The 16,727-nt window shown below is 72.6% G+C and carries 14 protein-coding genes; 11 read left to right on the forward strand and 3 right to left on the reverse strand.

Annotated elements, in window-relative coordinates; genetic code table 11:
• The first annotated feature begins 63 nt into the window (after positions 1-63).
• The 3 genes from QCN29_RS26460 (at position 64) to QCN29_RS26470 (ending at position 2,463) form a co-directional block, all read left to right on the forward strand.
• On the forward strand, positions 64-1,233 hold the full coding sequence (locus QCN29_RS26460) for a glycerophosphodiester phosphodiesterase (RefSeq protein ID WP_279931289.1): 1,170 nt from the start codon (positions 64-66) through the stop codon (positions 1,231-1,233).
• 126 nt (positions 1,234-1,359) lie between these two features.
• Positions 1,360-1,911, forward strand: a complete 552-nt coding sequence (locus QCN29_RS26465) for a sigma-70 family RNA polymerase sigma factor (protein WP_279931291.1) — start codon at positions 1,360-1,362, stop codon at positions 1,909-1,911.
• A gap of 36 nt (positions 1,912-1,947) precedes the next feature.
• On the forward strand, positions 1,948-2,463 hold the full coding sequence (locus tag QCN29_RS26470; RefSeq protein ID WP_279931292.1) for a GNAT family N-acetyltransferase: 516 nt from the start codon (positions 1,948-1,950) through the stop codon (positions 2,461-2,463).
• 128 nt (positions 2,464-2,591) lie between these two features.
• Here the strand turns inward: QCN29_RS26470 and QCN29_RS26475 are convergent, their stop codons facing one another.
• Entirely contained in the window at positions 2,592-3,053 is a 462-nt protein-coding gene (locus QCN29_RS26475; protein ID WP_279931293.1) for a hypothetical protein, read from the reverse strand.
• A 9-nt stretch (positions 3,054-3,062) separates the two neighbouring features.
• The gene (locus tag QCN29_RS26480) at positions 3,063-3,422 is read right to left on the reverse strand and encodes a hypothetical protein (RefSeq protein WP_240137311.1); all 360 of its coding nucleotides are present in this window, start codon (positions 3,420-3,422) and stop codon (positions 3,063-3,065) included.
• 604 nt (positions 3,423-4,026) lie between these two features.
• On the opposite strand from QCN29_RS26480, the gene QCN29_RS26485 reads away from it, so the two are divergent.
• The 8 genes from QCN29_RS26485 (at position 4,027) to QCN29_RS26520 (ending at position 15,102) form a co-directional block, all read left to right on the forward strand.
• Positions 4,027-5,085: a methionine ABC transporter ATP-binding protein gene (locus QCN29_RS26485; RefSeq protein ID WP_279931296.1), complete on the forward strand. Its 1,059-nt coding sequence runs from the start codon at positions 4,027-4,029 to the stop codon at positions 5,083-5,085.
• Positions 5,082-5,750, forward strand: a complete 669-nt coding sequence (locus QCN29_RS26490; protein ID WP_279931297.1) for a methionine ABC transporter permease — start codon at positions 5,082-5,084, stop codon at positions 5,748-5,750. Before QCN29_RS26485 ends, QCN29_RS26490 begins: the two co-directional genes overlap by 4 nt.
• A 99-nt stretch (positions 5,751-5,849) precedes the next feature.
• Positions 5,850-6,728, forward strand: coding sequence for a MetQ/NlpA family ABC transporter substrate-binding protein (locus QCN29_RS26495; protein WP_279931298.1), 879 nt, complete (start codon positions 5,850-5,852; stop codon positions 6,726-6,728).
• 213 nt (positions 6,729-6,941) lie between these two features.
• Positions 6,942-7,586: a GNAT family N-acetyltransferase gene (locus QCN29_RS26500; RefSeq protein ID WP_240137307.1), complete on the forward strand. Its 645-nt coding sequence runs from the start codon at positions 6,942-6,944 to the stop codon at positions 7,584-7,586.
• A 122-nt stretch (positions 7,587-7,708) separates the two neighbouring features.
• Positions 7,709-8,971 carry a precorrin-6y C5,15-methyltransferase (decarboxylating) subunit CbiE gene (gene cbiE, locus QCN29_RS26505; RefSeq protein ID WP_279931299.1) on the forward strand — a complete coding sequence of 421 codons (1,263 nt, stop codon included), beginning with the start codon at positions 7,709-7,711 and terminating at the stop codon, positions 8,969-8,971.
• A gap of 331 nt (positions 8,972-9,302) precedes the next feature.
• Positions 9,303-12,671, forward strand: a complete 3,369-nt coding sequence (gene cobT, locus QCN29_RS26510; RefSeq protein ID WP_279931300.1) for a nicotinate-nucleotide--dimethylbenzimidazole phosphoribosyltransferase — start codon at positions 9,303-9,305, stop codon at positions 12,669-12,671.
• 293 nt (positions 12,672-12,964) lie between these two features.
• The gene (cobA, locus tag QCN29_RS26515) at positions 12,965-14,239 is read left to right on the forward strand and encodes a uroporphyrinogen-III C-methyltransferase (RefSeq protein ID WP_279931302.1); all 1,275 of its coding nucleotides are present in this window, start codon (positions 12,965-12,967) and stop codon (positions 14,237-14,239) included.
• 44 nt (positions 14,240-14,283) lie between these two features.
• Positions 14,284-15,102, forward strand: coding sequence for a TrmH family RNA methyltransferase (locus QCN29_RS26520; RefSeq protein WP_279931303.1), 819 nt, complete (start codon positions 14,284-14,286; stop codon positions 15,100-15,102).
• 24 nt (positions 15,103-15,126) lie between these two features.
• Here the strand turns inward: QCN29_RS26520 and QCN29_RS26525 are convergent, their stop codons facing one another.
• Positions 15,127-16,326 (reverse strand): serine/threonine-protein kinase, encoded by a 1,200-nt coding sequence (locus tag QCN29_RS26525; RefSeq protein ID WP_279931304.1) that lies wholly within the window; start codon positions 16,324-16,326, stop codon positions 15,127-15,129.
• Between the last annotated feature and the right edge of the window lie 401 nt (positions 16,327-16,727).

Here is a 16,727-nt window from a genome sequence, read left to right on the forward strand (position 1 = left end):
CCGCCTAGCATCGGACGCTGCTTGTCAGGTGCAGGACCCCTGCGGGAGACCAGAGGAGAGTCGATGACCAAGGACGCGGACAGGACTCCGGGACGACGGACGGTGCTGGGGGCCGCGGTTCTCGGCGGCACGGCCGCACTCGGCGCGGGAGTTGCCGGAGCCTCTCCGGCAGCGGCCCAGGATCGCGGCCACGGCCGCGGCGGGCACTGGGGTTCGTACAGGCAGCTGCCCGTCCCCACGGTCATCGCCCACCGCGGCGCCAGCGGCTACCGCCCGGAGCACACCCTGGGCTCCTACCAGCTCGCCCTCGACATGGGCGCGCACGTCATAGAACAGGACCTGGTGCCCACCAAGGACGGCCATCTCGTCTGCCGTCACGAAAACGACATCACGGGCACGACGGACGTCGCGGAGCACCCGGAGTTCGCCTCCCGCAAGACCACCAAGACCGTCGAGGGAACGGCCATCACCGGCTGGTTCACCGAGGACTTCACCCTCGCCGAGCTGAAGACGCTGCGCGCCAAGGAGCGCATCCCCGCCACCCGCCCGGACAACACCCTCTACGACGGCCGCTGGACCATACCGACCTTCGAGGAGGTGCTGCGCTGGGCCGACAAGGAGGGCCGTCGCCGCGGCTGCCCCGTCTGGCTCCACGTCGAGACCAAGCACCCCACCTACTTCCGTGAGCTGGGGCTCGGACTGGAGGAACCCCTGGCCCGGCTGCTGCGCCGGTACGGACGGCACCGCCACAACTCGCCGGTCTTCCTCCAGTCGTTCGAACCGAGCAGCATGCAGCGCATGGCGAAGCTGGTGTCCTCGCCCCGCGTCGTGCTGCTGTGGACCGCGGACTACCGGCCCTGGGACTTCACCATGGCCGGCGACCCGCGCACCACGGCCGATCTGATCACCCCCGAGGGGCTGGAGTGGATCGCCTCCTTCGCCCAGGGCATCGGCCCCGTCCTGGACCTGGTCATCCCCAAGGACGCCGACGGGAAGCTGGGAAAGCCCACCACCCTCGTACAGGACGCCCACCGCAAGGGGCTCATCCTGCACCCGTACACGATGCGCAACGAGAACACCTTCCTGCCCGCGGACTTCCGGCGCGGCACGGACCCCGCCGCGTTCGGCGACGTCTTCGGCGCCTACCGGACGTACCTCGAGACCGGCATCGACGGGATCTTTACCGACCATCCGGACACCGGACTGCTGGCCGCAGCGGACTTCCACGGCTGAACCTCCCCGCCCGGGAGGCTCGACGCAGGGGCCCTGTGCGTCAACTTCGGTACGCAGGGCCCCGCGTGCGGGTGACGCTGCCGTCGTGCGGAAACCGCCGCCGCGCGACGGCACGTCCCGCCGGGCATGACGCTTCTCGACGAAACCGCCGCCCGGGCACGTGTCGTCAGTGCGCTGCGTCCGCTGGTGAACGCCGAGGCCACGGCCGAGGCCCCGGCCGCAGCCATGGAGCCCGGCGACCTCGAACAGGCCGTCTGGCTGCGGCTGCTGGAGCGACTCGACGGCGACGGACCGCCGTCGGACGCGGCCCGCTGGGTCAAACGGGCGGTACGTGCGGAAGCGCGCCGCGCCCGCAGGACGGCAGCCCGTGAGCTGCCCTACGCCGAAGAGCCCGTGACGGACCCGACGCAGGACTCCCCGGGCGCCCCCGAGCGGGCTGCCCTGAGGGCCGAACGGCGGCGCGCGATCCGGGCCGCCGTGGCCCGCACTCCTGGGAACTGCCCACGGCTGCTGACTGCGATGTTGTCCCCAAACGACCCGACCTACCGAGAGATCGCAGGAGAGTTGGGTATCTCACAAGGGAGTTTGGGGCCAATGCGTTCCCGTTGCCTGGGATGCCTGCGCAGAATGCTCTCGGCAGAGGTTGCGGCTCCTGAACTTCGGGGAAAGGAGCGGTAGACAACCGGCGGACAGGTGAGCGGGAGGCATGCGCACATGGGCATGAGCGTGACCATCTCAGCGGCGACGGAGCAGGACGCGGAGCACATCCTCAAGCTCCAGTATCTGTGCTACCAGAGCGAGGCCGAGCTGTACGGGGACTACGCCATCGAGCCTCTCACCCAGACACTCGACGACCTCAAGGCGGAAATCGCCCGGGGCTGTGCGCTGGTGGCCAGGCTCGGCGGCGAGGTGGTGGCCTCAGTGCGCGGAGAGGCCGACTCGACGGGCACGGCCCGTATCGCCAAGCTCATCGTGCACCCCAGGATGCAGCGCCACGGCCTGGGCGGGCGGCTTCTGGACGCGATCGAGGCGGTCTTCGCACAGGACCCGGCGGTCAAGCGGTTCCAGCTCTTCACCGGCCACCGCAGCGAGGGCAATCTGCGGCTGTACCGCAGCCGGGGCTATGCGCCGGTCTCCCGTGAGCAGGTGGGCCCCAGGCTGACCGTCGTCACCCTGGAGAAGGAAGCGGTGAAGGGCGTGCGGCCCGGGACGTTCGTCGCCAGCGCCTGACGCCCCAACCGGGGGCTCCGCCCCCGGACCCCCGCTCCTCAGACGCCGGAGGGCCGGATCAGACGCCGGAGGGCCGGATCAGACGCCGGAGGGCCGGATCGACGCCTCCATGAGGGTGCCCCCCCCGGCTACGGGACCGGGCGGGGCGGAGGGGAGATCCGGGGCCTGCGCAGCCACAGCATCCCGGTGACCGGCAGCAGCACCGGAATGAAGACATAGCCCATGCCGTAGGTCGTCCACACCGTGTCGTCGGGGAAGAGCGACGGCTCCAGAAGCGTCCAGGTCCCCACGATCAGCACGCCCGCGAGCTCGGCGGCGCAGCAGGCCAGCGCTGCCCTGCGGGCCCTCTCGCCGCCGCGCACCAGTGTGTAGGTGATGAACGCGTACACGACGGCCGCCACCGCTGAGAGCGAGTACGCGAGCGGTGCGCGGTCGAACTCCGTGAGGATCTGGTAGGCGGACCGCGACACCGAGCCGACGGACATCACCCCGTACAGCCACACCAGCAGCAGGCCGGGCCCCTGGACGAGCCGGCTCCGCGGGGTCTTCGACGCCCCGGCCGGGGCGATCGCGGTTCGGTTCTCCGTCATAAAAGCCCCTCAGCCCTTCCAGATGTCGTAGAGCCGCACTTCCAGCACCGCCAGCACGATCGCTCCGGCCGCGACCGTCGCGGAACCCCACCGCGTCCGCTCCGCCAGCGACAGAAAGCCGGCCGCCGGGACGGCGGCGAACGAGCCGATCAGATACGCCAGGAAGATCGCCGTGCCCTCGTGGGGCTCCTCGCCCCGCGCGAGCTGGACGACGCCGACCGCCAACTGGGCGAAGGCCAGCAGCGACACCACTGCCATGCCGATGAAATGCCAGTCCTTGGTGGGTTGGTCGCGATAGGCGGCGAAGCCGCACCAGGCGGCGAGGGCGACCGCGGTCACACCGATCGCGATCGTCAGGGCGTCAAGCATGGCTTAGAGAGTATTACGGGCTGAAAGGCCCGATGCGAGCGGGCCCACGGGGTTGCCCGGGGGTGGTGGTCTTGACCACAGCACGGCGGTCGTGCCGGACGGCCCGGACGCCGCCGCCGGAGCTCCGTCCCCGGTGTCCGCGCAGGTCAGTCCGGTCGAAGCGGCCTGTCGCCGATCTGCTCCCACCTGTGGCGTACAGCCTCAAGCCGTCCATATGCCGCATGAGCGACGTCCGGAATGCGGACAGTCGTGATCAGTTCGTACGGCTGTCTGCTTTACTTGCCGCCATGACCACGACGAGCAGCCGCACCCCTGCGACCGAGGCGAAAACGACGCCCGGTGCTCGTTGCATGTGTCGAATGTGCGCCTTCTGAGGGCCCCTGCCGTACGCCTCGCGCCCCGAAGCGAGACCGACAGCCGTGCCGTGTGCGGCGTCCGTCGGCGCCCGGCCGCCGACCCCGGACCGAACCCCTGCGCACGCGCCGCCCGGGCCGCCCGGACGGACCCGCCGCATGGGCCCGGCCGTCACTGACTCTCCACACCCGAATGCCCCGTGCCCGGCGCACACACCGCGCCGCGCACTCGACAACGACGGAACATCCCTGTGATCACCACAACAGGCCTGACCAAGGTCTACCAGTCACGAGGCCGCGAGGTCACCGCCCTCGACGACGTCGACCTGCAGGTGCGCGAAGGCGAGGTCTTCGGCGTCATCGGCCAGAGCGGCGCCGGGAAGTCCTCCCTCATCCGCTGCGTCAATCTGCTGGAGCGACCCACCTCCGGGACCGTGACCGTCGACGGCCGGGACCTGACCGCCCTCGCCGGCCGAGGCCTCCGCGCGGGCAAGGAGCTGCGCGAGGCCCGCAGCCGCATCGGCATGGTTTTCCAGCACTTCAACCTGCTGTCCTCGCGCACCGTCCAGGACAATGTGGAACTGCCCCTGGAGATCCTCAAGGTCTCCGGCGCCGAACGCTCCCGCAAGGCCCTGGAACTGCTCGACCTGGTCGGCCTTGCAGACAAGGCCAGGGCCTACCCCGGACAGCTCTCCGGCGGTCAGAAGCAGCGCGTCGGCATCGCACGGGCGCTCGCGGGCGACCCCAAGGTCCTGCTCTCCGACGAGGCCACCAGCGCCCTCGACCCCGAGACCACCCGCTCGATCCTGACGCTGCTGCGCGAACTCAACCGCGCGCTCGGCCTCACCGTGCTGCTCATCACCCACGAGATGGACGTCGTCAAAACCGTCTGCGACTCCGCCGCCCTGATGAAGAAGGGCAAGGTCGTGGAGTCAGGCACGGTCAGCGAACTGCTGGCCACCCCCGGCTCGGAGCTCGCGCGCGAGCTCTTCCCCGTCGGCGGCCACGCCTCGGGCCCCGACCGCACCGTGCTCGACGTCACCTTCCACGGCGAGACGGCGACCCAGCCGGTGATCTCCCAGCTCTCGCGCACGTACAACATCGACATCTCGATCCTCGGCGCCGCGATGGACACCGTCGGCGGCCGGCAGATCGGCCGCATGCGCATCGAGCTGCCCGGACCGTACGAGGAGAACGTCGTCCCCGTCGGCTTCCTGCGCGAACAGGGCCTGCAGATCGACGTCGTGGACGACAACCCGTCCGCCGCGGCGGCCGACGGCCCCGCCCTGGCCGAGGAGGCGGCCGAGTGACCTGGTCCGAGATGCAGCCGCTGCTGCAGCAGGGCACCGCAGACACCCTCTACATGGTGCTGTGGTCCACTCTCGTCACCGTCCTCGGCGGTCTCCCGCTCGGCGTGTTCCTCGTGCTGACCGACAAGGGCGGACTGCTGCAGAACCTCCCCGTGAACCGCGTCGTCGGGGTGATCGTGAACATCGGCCGCTCGCTGCCGTTCATGATCCTGCTGATCGCGCTGATCCCGTTCACCCAGCTCGTCGTCGGCACCTTCATCGGCCCCACCGCGATGATCGTGCCGCTCGCCGTCGGCGCCATCCCCTTCTTCGCCCGGCTCGTCGAGACCGCCGTCCGCGAGGTCGACCACGGGCTGGTCGAAGCCGTCCAGTCCATGGGCGGCTCCATCCCCGCCGTCGTGCGCAAGGTCCTGCTGCCGCAGGCCCTTCCGTCGCTGGTCTCCGCCGTCACCACCACCGTCATCGTCCTCGTCGGGTACTCGGCGATGGCCGGTGCGGTGGGCGGCGAGGGACTGGGCTCCAAGGCCGTCACCTACGGGTTCCAGCGCTTCGAGACCCAGTTCATGCTCATCACGGTCGTCATCCTGATCGCGATCGTGACCGCGGTGCAGCTCATCGGCGACACCGCCGCACGGCTGCTGGCCCGCCGGGGACGCGCCGCCTGAGCAGCCGCCGGATCCATACCCGGCACCAATCTCCCGGCACCCATCGGCCCGTACTCCTTGTCCGGGCGTCAACCGCACCACCAGAAAGAGGCACTCTTCGTGCTCAAGAACACCAAGAACACCAAGAACACCAAGAACACCAAGGTCACTCTGGCGACCTCGGCCTTCGCCGCCCTCGCCCTCGGCCTCACCGCCTGCGGCACCGCCTCCGACCCGGAGCAGGGCTCCGGCAACGCAGACGCCTCCAAGCCGCTGGTCGTCGCCGCGTCCCCCACGCCGCACGCCGACATCCTCACCTACGTCAAGGACAAGCTGGCCGCCAAGGCGGGCCTCAAGCTCGAGGTCAAGGAGTTCACGGACTACGTCCTGCCGAACACCGCCACCGAGAGCGGGCAGGTCGACGCCAACTTCTTCCAGCACCGCCCGTACCTCGACGACTTCAACAAGAAGAACGGCACCCACATCGTGCCCGTCGCCGACGTCCACCTGGAGCCGCTCGGCCTCTACTCCAAGAGCGCCCAGGACCTCAAGGACCTCAAGGCCGGCCAGACCGTCGCCGTGCCCAACGACACCACCAACGAGGGCCGCGCGCTCAAGCTGCTCGCCGACAACGGCCTGATCACCCTCAAGGACGGCGCGGGCGCCGACGCCAAGCTGTCCGACATCGCCGACGGCAAGGGCCTGAAGTTCAAGGAGCTTGAGGCCGCCACCCTGCCCCGCGCCCTGAACGACGTGGACGCCGCCGTCATCAACGGCAACTACGCCATCGAGGCGGACCTCAAGCCCGCCGCCGACTCCCTGGCGCTGGAGAAGGCCGAGGGCAACCCGTACGCCAACTTCCTCGCAGTCAAGGAAGGCAACGAGAACGACCCGCGCGTCAGGAAGCTCGTCGGACTTCTCAACTCGCCCGAGGTGAAGAAGTACATCCAGGACACCTACGAAGGCTCCGTCATCCCTGCCTTCTCAGCCGCCAAGTGAGCGGCATCCGCTGACGGACCGCCAGGCCCGCACCCTGTGACCTGCATGTTCCAGGGCGCGGGCCTCGCCGTACACCGGGCCGTACCCGACCCGGCCATGCACGCTCCCCGCTCGATGTTGCATGCTGTGCCTTCACGGCTACGCACCACACGAGCCACAACGCCCCACGCGACAACAGCGGTCACCATACGGCGACCGGCACGCCAGACCGGCATGGAGATGCGCATGACGACCTTCCCGGACGTGTCCATCAGCACGGAGCGGTTGGTGCTGCGCCCCTTTGAAGACGCCGACGTCCCGGCGCTCACCGAGATGATGAACGACGAACTGGTCACCGCCTGGACCCCGGCACCCCACCCCTACACCCCCGCCGACTCCGAAGCCTGGGTCCGTGCCACCGCACCGGCAGAGCGCAGCGAAGGCCGCGGCATCGTCTTCGCCGTCACCGAGTTCCTCACCCAGCGGCTCGTGGGGATCGTCCAGCTGCAGCACACCAACTGGCGCACCCTGTCCACCGAAGCCGCGTATGTCACCGCCCCCTGGGCGCGCGGCGAGGGCTACGCCACCGAATCCCTGCTCGCCGTCGCTCAGTGGCTCTTCCGCGACCAGCACTTCGAACGCCTGGAGCTGCGCACCGCCGCCGACAACACCGCCTCCCAGCAGGTCGCCCAGAAGATCGGCTGCATCAGCGAGGGAGTGCTCCGCAACGCGTGGATAGCGCGTACCCAGACCGAGGACGGCGGCTGGACCGACATCCGCACCGATCTGATCGTCTGGAGCCTGTTGCCCGAGGACCTCGAGGGCGCGGCCGACCAGTTCGCGGACGCCGGATACGCCTCCTTCACCGACTGGAACTGACCCCGGCGGGCCGCGGGCCGCGGCAGGCGGCGAGGCGATGCCGCGGGACTCCGGGTAATCTCACCGTGCCCGCAGCCTGCGGGCGCCTCACCACCTGCGACGACACCAGGAGACTGACGACGATGGCCGACCGGGTCACGGTGATCGGCTGGGACGGCTCGCCCCTCACCGCGGCAGCCGTCTCCGCCCTCTCCGCCGCCACCCTCGTGGCCGGAGCCGCCCATCACCTTGCCCTCCCCGAGGTGCCCGGCGACGCGGAACGCATCCGCCTCGGCAGCGTCGGCCTCGCCGCCCGGCGGATCGCCGGCCACCGCGGCACCGCGGTCGTCCTCGCCGACGGAGACCCCGGCTTCTTCGGAGTCGTCCGCACCCTGCATGCGCCGGAGTACGGACTGGAAGTCGAGGTGGTGCCCGCCGTCTCCTCGGTCGCCGCGGCCTTCGCCCGCGCCGGAATGCCCTGGGACGACGCCCAGATCGTCGTCGCCCACGCCCGCACGCTGCGCCGTGCAGTCAACGTCTGCCGGGCCCACGGCAAGGTCGCCGTGCTCACCTCGCCCGGAGCCGGCCCCGCGGAGCTCGCCCTCCTCCTCGACGGAGTGCACCGCACCTTCGTCATCTGCGAGGAACTCGGCACGGAACGCGAGCAGGTCACCGTCCTCACCTCCGACAAGGCCGCCGACCATGTCTGGAGCGACCCCAACGTGGTGATCGTCATCGGCGGCGCGGGCGGCGGCGGCACACCGCCCGGCAACGGCGCGGGCGGCTGGGCCATGGGACGCGACCTGGGCTACCCGCCCCCGGTGCGCGGCTGGGCGCTCTCCCCCGAGGAGTACGGGGACGGTGACGGCGACGGGCCCGGCGGGAGCCCGGGCGACGCCCCCGAACTGCGCGCCGCACAGCTGGCCCGCCTTGGACCGCGCTACGGCGACCTCGTGTGGGACATCGGCTGCGGCAGCGGCGCACTGGCCGTGGAGGCCGCCCGCTTCGGCGCAGCGGTGATCGCCGTCGACGCCGACCCCGCCGCCTGCGGCAGGACCGAGGCCGCCGCCCGCCGCTTCGGCGTACAGCTCCAGACGGTGCACGGCCACGCCCCGCACGTGCTCGAACGGCTGCCGGAACCGGACGTCGTACGGATCGGAGGCGGCGGCGTCGCCGTGGTCACCGCCTGCGCCGAGCGCCGCCCCGACCGCATCGTCACCCATGCCACCACCCGCGACGAGGCCGAGGCCGTCGGAGCGGCTCTGGCCGCCGGCGGCTACACCGTCGAGTGCGCGCTGCTCCAGTCCGTCGAACTCGACACCGCCGACTGGGCGGAGCGCGACCGCTGCGTCGTCTTCCTGCTCTCCGGCAGGGCCGCTCCCCGGCAGCCCGACCGCGCCCTGTGACCCCGCGGACGGACGGCGCGGGGTAGGCTGGCCGATCGTCGTACCGCAGCCGGGCGTTCGGCGATTGGTTCACCAATGTCCGGAAAAAGGGGCCGCATTGGGCTCCGGTTGTGGTACGTCGGAACCGGGGGGAGCGCGACGTGGCGCAGCCCACACCGAACCGCTGCGGAACTGCCTGCCGCAGGGGCGATCGGCCGCGACAATGCTTGCTGCCGGGGCCATCGTGCCGCGTGGCGCACCCGCTCGTTCTTGTTGACGGGCGCGGGGTGCGCCGCGGCGCGACGCCCCGGGCCACAGGCGAAGGATCACAAGCGATGGGCGAGGGGTACGCATGACTGACACCGGCCAGGTCCCGGGCGAGGGGCTGCCGGAGAACGCAAGGCTGGTGGAGCAGCCGGGCGTCCCCGCTCCGGGTGTGTACACCTTCCTTGACGCCTCCGACAACGCCGACGAGGACGATCTGCTGCTGATGCCCGGCTCGGCGGGGGCATGGAGCGACCCGCAGCCGGTCGCGCCGCAGCCCGTGCACACCCCCGCCGCCGTGCCCGCGCCCGTACCCGCGCAGGACGCCGCCCACACGCCGGACGCCGCCCACGCGCAGGCGCCCTTGCCGGCACAGCGGGAGCAGCAGGCGGTTCCGGAAGCCGCCGCAGCGGCGCCGGCGGCCGCCGTTCCGGAAGCCGCGGACCCGCAGGAGCCCGCGCCCGGCTCCGAGCCGACGGCCGCCGCCCGGGAGCAGATCGCCGCCCAGGCGCCGCTCCCGCCGCAGGTCGTGGCTCCGGAGCCGGCGCAGGCTCCCGCCGCCGCTCCCGCTCCGCCGGAACCCGCCGTGCAGGAAGCCGTCCCCGCAGAGCAGCCGGTGGTGCCGGAACCGGTCGCGCACCAGGAACCCGCAACCCAGACCGCCGAGCCGGTCCCGCCGTACGAAGCCACTGAGCACGCCGCCGCGCCGCAGGAGCCCGCGACGCCCGTCGCACCCGCGGCGGACGAGCATGTGCCCGGCGCACACGAGATGGGCGGCCGGGACTCGGGCTCCGTGGACCTCGGGGGCGTACGCGTCCCGCCCGCCGCCATGGCCGCGCCGTCGCCGTCGCCGTCGCAGTCCGCCCGCCGTCCCCTGCACATGGGCCCGCCCGTCCCCGAGCCGACGAGCGGCGTCGTGCGCTCCCTCGCCGACCGCGGTCCCGCGGGCGCGCCGCAGACCTCGCCGCAGCCCGCCGAGCCGCTGCCCGTGCAGTCGGCTGTGGCGGAGGCGACCGGTGCCGAGCCGGCGCCCGCCCCGTCGGCGGCGGCTGAGCCGGAGCAGCCAGCGGCGTCGGAGCCGGTGCAGGTCACCGTGGGCCACCAGGTGCCCGCGGCGGCCCCCGGGCTCGAATACCTCGACGTGCCGGGCGAGGAGGCGGCAGCCGTCCTTCCGGGACCCCAGCTCGGCGAGATCCCGCCGCAGGCGGGCATCCCGTGGAACCCGCAGCCCCCCATGACCCCTCTGTCCCCTCAGTCACCCGAGTCACACGGGCAGCCCACATCCACTGCCGCACCGGCAGAAACAGTCGTCTCACCGGCGACGATGGAGCCAGGCCATCAGCCCGCACCGGCCGCCGTCGTGCCCGCGCCGCGTTCGGTCGAGCCGCCGGCAGAGCCTGCGAGGTCCGCTCCGGAGCCCGTCGCGCCGCAGGCCGAGCCGGCGACCAAGCCGGCAGCCGAGCAGGAGCCGCTCGCTCCGGAAGCACCGGAAGCAGTGGAAGCAGCGGACGCGGCAATCCTGGAGCCGGCACCGCAGCCCGAACCCGACCCCGAGCGGCAGACGGAGCCGGTGCAGCAGGCCGAGCCGGTGCAGCAGCACGAGGCCGCGCAGCCGACCGGGACCGCGCAGCCGACCGGGACCGCCGACGGGGCACCGGCCCCGGAGGAACGAGAAGCCCCCGCGGACCCCGAAACCGCCCCGGCCGCCGCTCCCGCCCCGGAGAACGGGCCCGCGCCCGGCTACGCCGACGCCGAGCGCGAGGCGGTGCTGCGTGTGATGCGCGAGCGCCGCGACATCCGCAACGGCTTCCGCTCCGACCCGATCCCGCACGAGGTGCTGCTGCGCGTCCTCGAAGCGGCCCACACCGCGCCCAGCGTCGGCCACTCCCAGCCCTGGGACTTCGTGGTCATCCGCTCCGCCGAGACCCGCCGCACCATGCACGAGCTGGCCCAGCGGCAGCGTGAGGCGTACGCGAAGTCGCTGCCGAAGGGCCGCGCCAAGCAGTTCAAGGAACTGAAGATCGAGGCCATCCTCGACACGCCCGTCAACATCGTCGTCACCGCCGACCCGACCCGCGGCGGCCGCCACACCCTCGGCCGGCACACCCAGCCGCAGATGGCCCCCTACTCCTCCGCCCTCGCGGTCGAGAACCTGTGGCTCGCCGCCCGCGCGGAGGGCCTCGGCGTGGGCTGGGTCAGCTTCTTCGACGAGCGTGAGATGGTCCGGGCGCTCGGCCTGCCGGAGCACCTCGAGGTCGTCGCGTACCTGTGCGTCGGATACGTCGACGAGTTCCCTGAGGAGCCGGAGCTGATGCAGGCCGGCTGGTCCAAGCGACGCCCGCTGTCGTGGGTCGTCCACGAGGAGACCTACGGCCGGCGCGCCCTGCCGGGCGAGGAGCCGCACGATCTGCTCCAGGAGACGGTCGGCAACATCCGCCCGCTGGACGCCAAGGCGCTCGGCGAAGCGTGGGAGCGGCAGAAGCGGATGACCAAGCCGGCCGGGGCGCTGGGCATGCTGGAGATCATCTCCGCGCAGCTCAGCGGTCTGTCCCGGATGTGCCCGCCGCCGATCCCGGAGCCCGCAGCCGTCGCGATCTTCGCCGGCGATCACGGGGTGCACGCCCAGGGCGTGACCGCGTGGCCCCAGGAGGTCACGGCCCAGATGGTCGCCAACTTCCTCGGCGGAGGGGCGGTGTGCAACGCGTTCGCCAACCAGGTGGGCGCGGAGGTCTGCGTCGTCGACGTGGGCGTGGCCGGGGACCTGCCCGCGACGCCGGGCCTGCTGCCCCGGAAGGTCCGTCCCGGCACCGCGGACTTCACCAACGGGCCCGCGCTCGGCCGCGAAGAGGTCCACGCGGCGATGGTGGTGGGCATCGAGACGGCGCGGGACCTGGTGGCGGCGGGCAACAAGGCCCTGCTCACCGGTGAGATGGGCATCGCCAACACCACCGCGTCCGCATCGCTCATCGCGGTCTACACGGGCATGGACCCCAGCGAGATCACCGGCCGGGGCACCGGCATCAACGACGAGATGCTCGCCCGCAAGGTCGACGTCGTCCGCCGTGCGCTGGAACTCCACGCCCCCGACCCCGCGGACCCCGTCGGAGTCCTCGCGGCGGTGGGCGGACTGGAGCACGCGGCACTGGTCGGCTTCATCCTGGGCGGTGCGTCGCTGCGGACGCCGGTCGTCCTGGACGGGGTGAGCGCGGGGGCGGCGGCGCTGGTGGCCCGGGCGATCGCACCCGAGGCCCTCGCGGCCTGCATCGCGGGTCACCGCAGCGCGGAGCCCGGCCACGTCGCCGCCCTCAACAAGCTCGGCCTGCGCCCCCTCGTCGACCTCGACCTCCGCCTCGGCGAGGGGACGGGCGCGCTGCTGGCCCTGCCCCTCGTGCAGAGCGCGGCGCGCGCGATGCACGAGGTGGCGACGTTTGACTCGGCGGGCGTCACCGAGAAGTAGGCCGCCACCCGGGGTGCGGGGCTGCCCCGCACCCCCTTGGCAGGGGGCAGCCCCGCCGCCGCCCACGGAAGACCGCCGACTCGCGCCGCTCGGGGCGCCGGAACGGTCCCCCCACCCTTCCCCTTCGGGGTGCCGGAGAAGTCCCCGGCCCGCGGCCGGCGTCTTCTCGGATGCCCGGGGCCCGGATGCGGCACCCGCACCGTAAGGTGGGGCGACGGGGTCTGCCACCCCGCCCACCAGCCGCTTCACCGCCGCAGCGGCCCGCCCGTCCCGCACGAGGAGCACGCACCGCCATGGCCGAGCACGTGGAGCACGCTCAGTACGCCGACCCAGCCGAGCCGCACCCCGCCTACCCCGTAGGACTCCGCCTCTCCGGGCGGCGCGTCGTGGTCCTGGGCGGCGGCCAGGTCGCCCAGCGCCGCCTCCCCGCCCTGATCGCCGCCGGGGCGGACATCGTCCTCGTCTCACCGTCCGCGACACCCTCCGTCGAGGCCATGGCCGAGGCCGGTGAGGTCCGCTGGGAGCGGCGGCGCTACCGGGAGGGCGACCTCGCCGACACCTGGTACGCCCTCATCGCGACCTCCGACCCCGCGGCCAACCGCCTTGCCTCCGCCGAAGCCGAACGCACCCGCACCTGGTGCGTACGCTCCGACGACGCGAACGCGGCCACCGCCTGGACCCCGGCCACCGGCCGCTCCGAGGGCGTGACCGTCGCGGTCCTCACCGGGCGTGACCCGCGCCGCTCCGCCGCGGTGCGCGACGCCATCGTCGAGGGCCTGCGCGACGGCACGCTCGCCGCGCCCCACCACCGCGAGCGGACGCCCGGCGTCGCACTCGTCGGCGGCGGCCCCGGCGACCCGGACCTGATCACCGTCCGCGGCCGCCGGCTCCTCGCCGAGGCGGACGTCGTGATCGCCGACCGCCTCGGCCCGCGCGACCTCCTCGACGAACTCCCCCCGCACGTCGAGGTGATCGACGCCGCGAAGATCCCGTACGGCCGTTTCATGGCCCAGGAGGCCATCAACAACGCGCTCATCGAGCACGCCAAGGCAGGCAAGGCGGTCGTCCGCCTCAAGGGCGGCGACCCCTTCGTCTTCGGCCGCGGCATGGAGGAGGCCCAGGCCCTCGCCGAGCACGGCATCGGCTGCACCGTCGTTCCCGGCATCTCCAGCTCGATCTCCGTGCCCGGCGCCGCCGGCATCTCCGTCACACATCGCGGCGTGGCCCATGAGTTCACCGTGGTCAGCGGCCATGTCGCCCCGGACGACCCGCGTTCCCTCGTCGACTGGCAGGCCTTGGCCAAGCTGCGCGGCACTCTGGTCCTGATGATGGCGGTCGACAAGATCGGTGCGATCGCCGCGGCGCTCATCGCGCACGGCAAGGACCCGGCCACGCCCCTGGCGATGATCCAGGAGGGCACGACGGCCGCCCAGCGCCGCGTCGACGCGACGCTCGCCACCGTTGCGGAGACCGTCAGAACGCGGGACGTACGGCCGCCGGCCGTCATCGTGGTCGGCGACGTCGTCACCGTCGGCGTCGGCGCCGACGCGCCGAACCGGCCCGAGTGACCACACCCGTTGGCGCCGCAGCACTGAAAGGGCAGTATCACCCCGTGGCCGATCTCATCACCGTCGAGGACCCCGACGACCCGCGTCTGCGTGACTACACCGGCCTCACCGACGTCGAGCTGCGCCGCAGGCGCGAGCCCGCCGAAGGGCTGTTCATCGCGGAGGGCGAGAAGGTCATCAGGCGAGCCAAGGACGCCGGCTACGAGATGCGGTCGATGCTGCTGTCGGCCAAATGGGTCGACGTCATGCGCGATGTGATCGACGAGCTCCCGGCGCCCGTGTACGCGGTGAGCCCGGAGCTCGCCGAACGCGTCACCGGGTACCACGTACACCGCGGCGCGCTCGCCTCCATGCAGCGCAAGCCGCTGCCCGCGGCGGACGAGCTGCTGCGCACCGCGCGGCGCGTGGCCGTCATGGAGTCGGTCAACGACCACACCAACATAGGGGCGATCTTCCGCAGCGCCGCGGCCCTCGGCATGGACGCGGTGCTGCTCTCGCCCGACTGCGCCGATCCCCTCTACCGCCGCTCCGTGAAGGTCTCCATGGGCGCCGTCTTCTCGGTCCCGTACGCGCGGCTCGACTCCTGGCCCAAGGGCCTGGAGCCGGTGCGGGAGGCCGGCTTCACACTGCTCGCCCTCACCCCGGACGAGAAGGCCGCCGCCATCGACGAGGCCGCCCCGCACCGGCTGGAGCGCGTCGCGCTGATGCTGGGCGCGGAGGGGGACGGACTGTCCACACAGGCTCTGGTCGCCGCCGACGAGTGGGTACGCATCCCGATGGCGCACGGCGTCGACTCGCTCAACGTGGGGGCCGCGGCCGCGGTCGCCTTCTACGCGGTGGCCGCCGGCCGGCCGCTGAACTGAGCCGCGCCCGGCCGGCGCAGCGCATCAGAGCTGCTGCGCCAGGGCGATCCCCAGCGCCACGATCAGCGTCACCACGACGAACACGACGAGCCGCTGCCGCAGCAGCCGTGGATTGGCCGGCCGCCGGCCTGTGGAGGTGGTCCTGACGGGCGCCCCGGTCCGGCCCGGCCGGCCGTTCGTACGGGACGGGCGGGACACCATGGGGCTGCCGGACGGGGCGGCGTTGCGCCCCGTCGTACGCGGCGGCTGCGGACGCGGCACCGGCGTGCCCCCGGTACGCCGCTCGGCACGTTCGGTGTACCGGGCTGTGGCCCGGTCGGGCCCGACACGCTCCCTCTCCCGGTCGCGCTCCCGCTCCCTGCCACGGCTGCGCTGCGCGGGCGGCCGCGCCTCGGACAGCCCCTGCGCCTCCCTGGCCGCGATCTCCTTCAGCCGCATCGACAGCTGGAGCGTGCTGGGCCGTTCCTCCGGGCTCTTGGCCAGACAGGCCCTCACCAGCGGGGCCAGGGCGTCGGGAACCCCGTGCAGCTGCGGTTCCTCGTGCACCACCCGGTAGAGCATGACCTCCGAACTGCCGTGCCCGAAAGGGGAGTCCCCCGTGCCCGCGTACGCCAGCGTCGCACCGAGCGAGAACACGTCGGTGGCCGGCGTGACCGCGGCTCCCCGCACCTGTTCGGGCGCGAGGAACCCGGGGGAGCCGACCGCGGTGCCCACATGCGTCAGCGTGCTCGCGCCGGTCGCCCAGGCGATGCCGAAGTCGATGATCCTCGGGCCCTTGGGGGAGAGGAGGATGTTGGAGGGCTTCAGATCCCGGTGGACGACACCGGCCTCATGCACCGCCACCAAGCCCTCCGAGAGCGCCGCCCCGATCGCGGCCACCTCGGCCGCCGGCAGCGGGCCCTCCTCGGCCACCTTGTCGTGGAGGGACGGGCCCGGGACGTACTGGGTGGCGAACCAGGGGCGCTCCGCCTCCAGGTCCGCGGCCACCAGACGGGCCGTGCAGCCGCCCCGGATACGCCGCGCCGCGGAGACCTCGCGTGCGAAACGCGACCGGAACTCCTGATCCTCCGCCAGATCCGGCCGGATCACCTTCAGGGCGACCCGCTGGCCACGGCGGTCGGAGCCCAGATAGACCACGCCCATTCCGCCCGCGCCCAGCCGCCGGTGCAGCCTGAACGAGCCGACGACACGCGGGTCCTCGCGCCGGAGCCGCATCATCGCCATGTCCGTCCCCTATGTGTGGTGGAAGGCCCCACCGTGCTGCCCCGTCGTCCGTTTTCAACGTGGCACAGCTTACGTACCCCCGCCCCGGTGTGCTCATAGGCCGCGCCTTCCCGCCGGTTCGGAATGTCGCCGCCGACCGGCGGGAGGACCGCCGCCCGGTCCACCCGAAGGGAGTCAATGCTCGTTCGCCGCCGCGCAGTTGAGCCGCGCACCCGGCCCGGCGCCGGCGATTGCGGGGCGCGTGATCGAACTCACCTGAGCGCCCGCCCGGCGCGACCCTTCAGGGAAGACCCTCAGGCGCACGTCCCCGTCTCCACCCAGGGGAGTACACGGCGAACGCACGGGTCATCCTCCGGGAGGCCCGGCAATCGGTACGCGGGCATGACGTCCGGCCCGGCCGG

The organism is Streptomyces chengmaiensis, assembly GCF_029846775.1.
Lineage (GTDB): Bacteria > Actinomycetota > Actinomycetes > Streptomycetales > Streptomycetaceae > Streptomyces > Streptomyces chengmaiensis.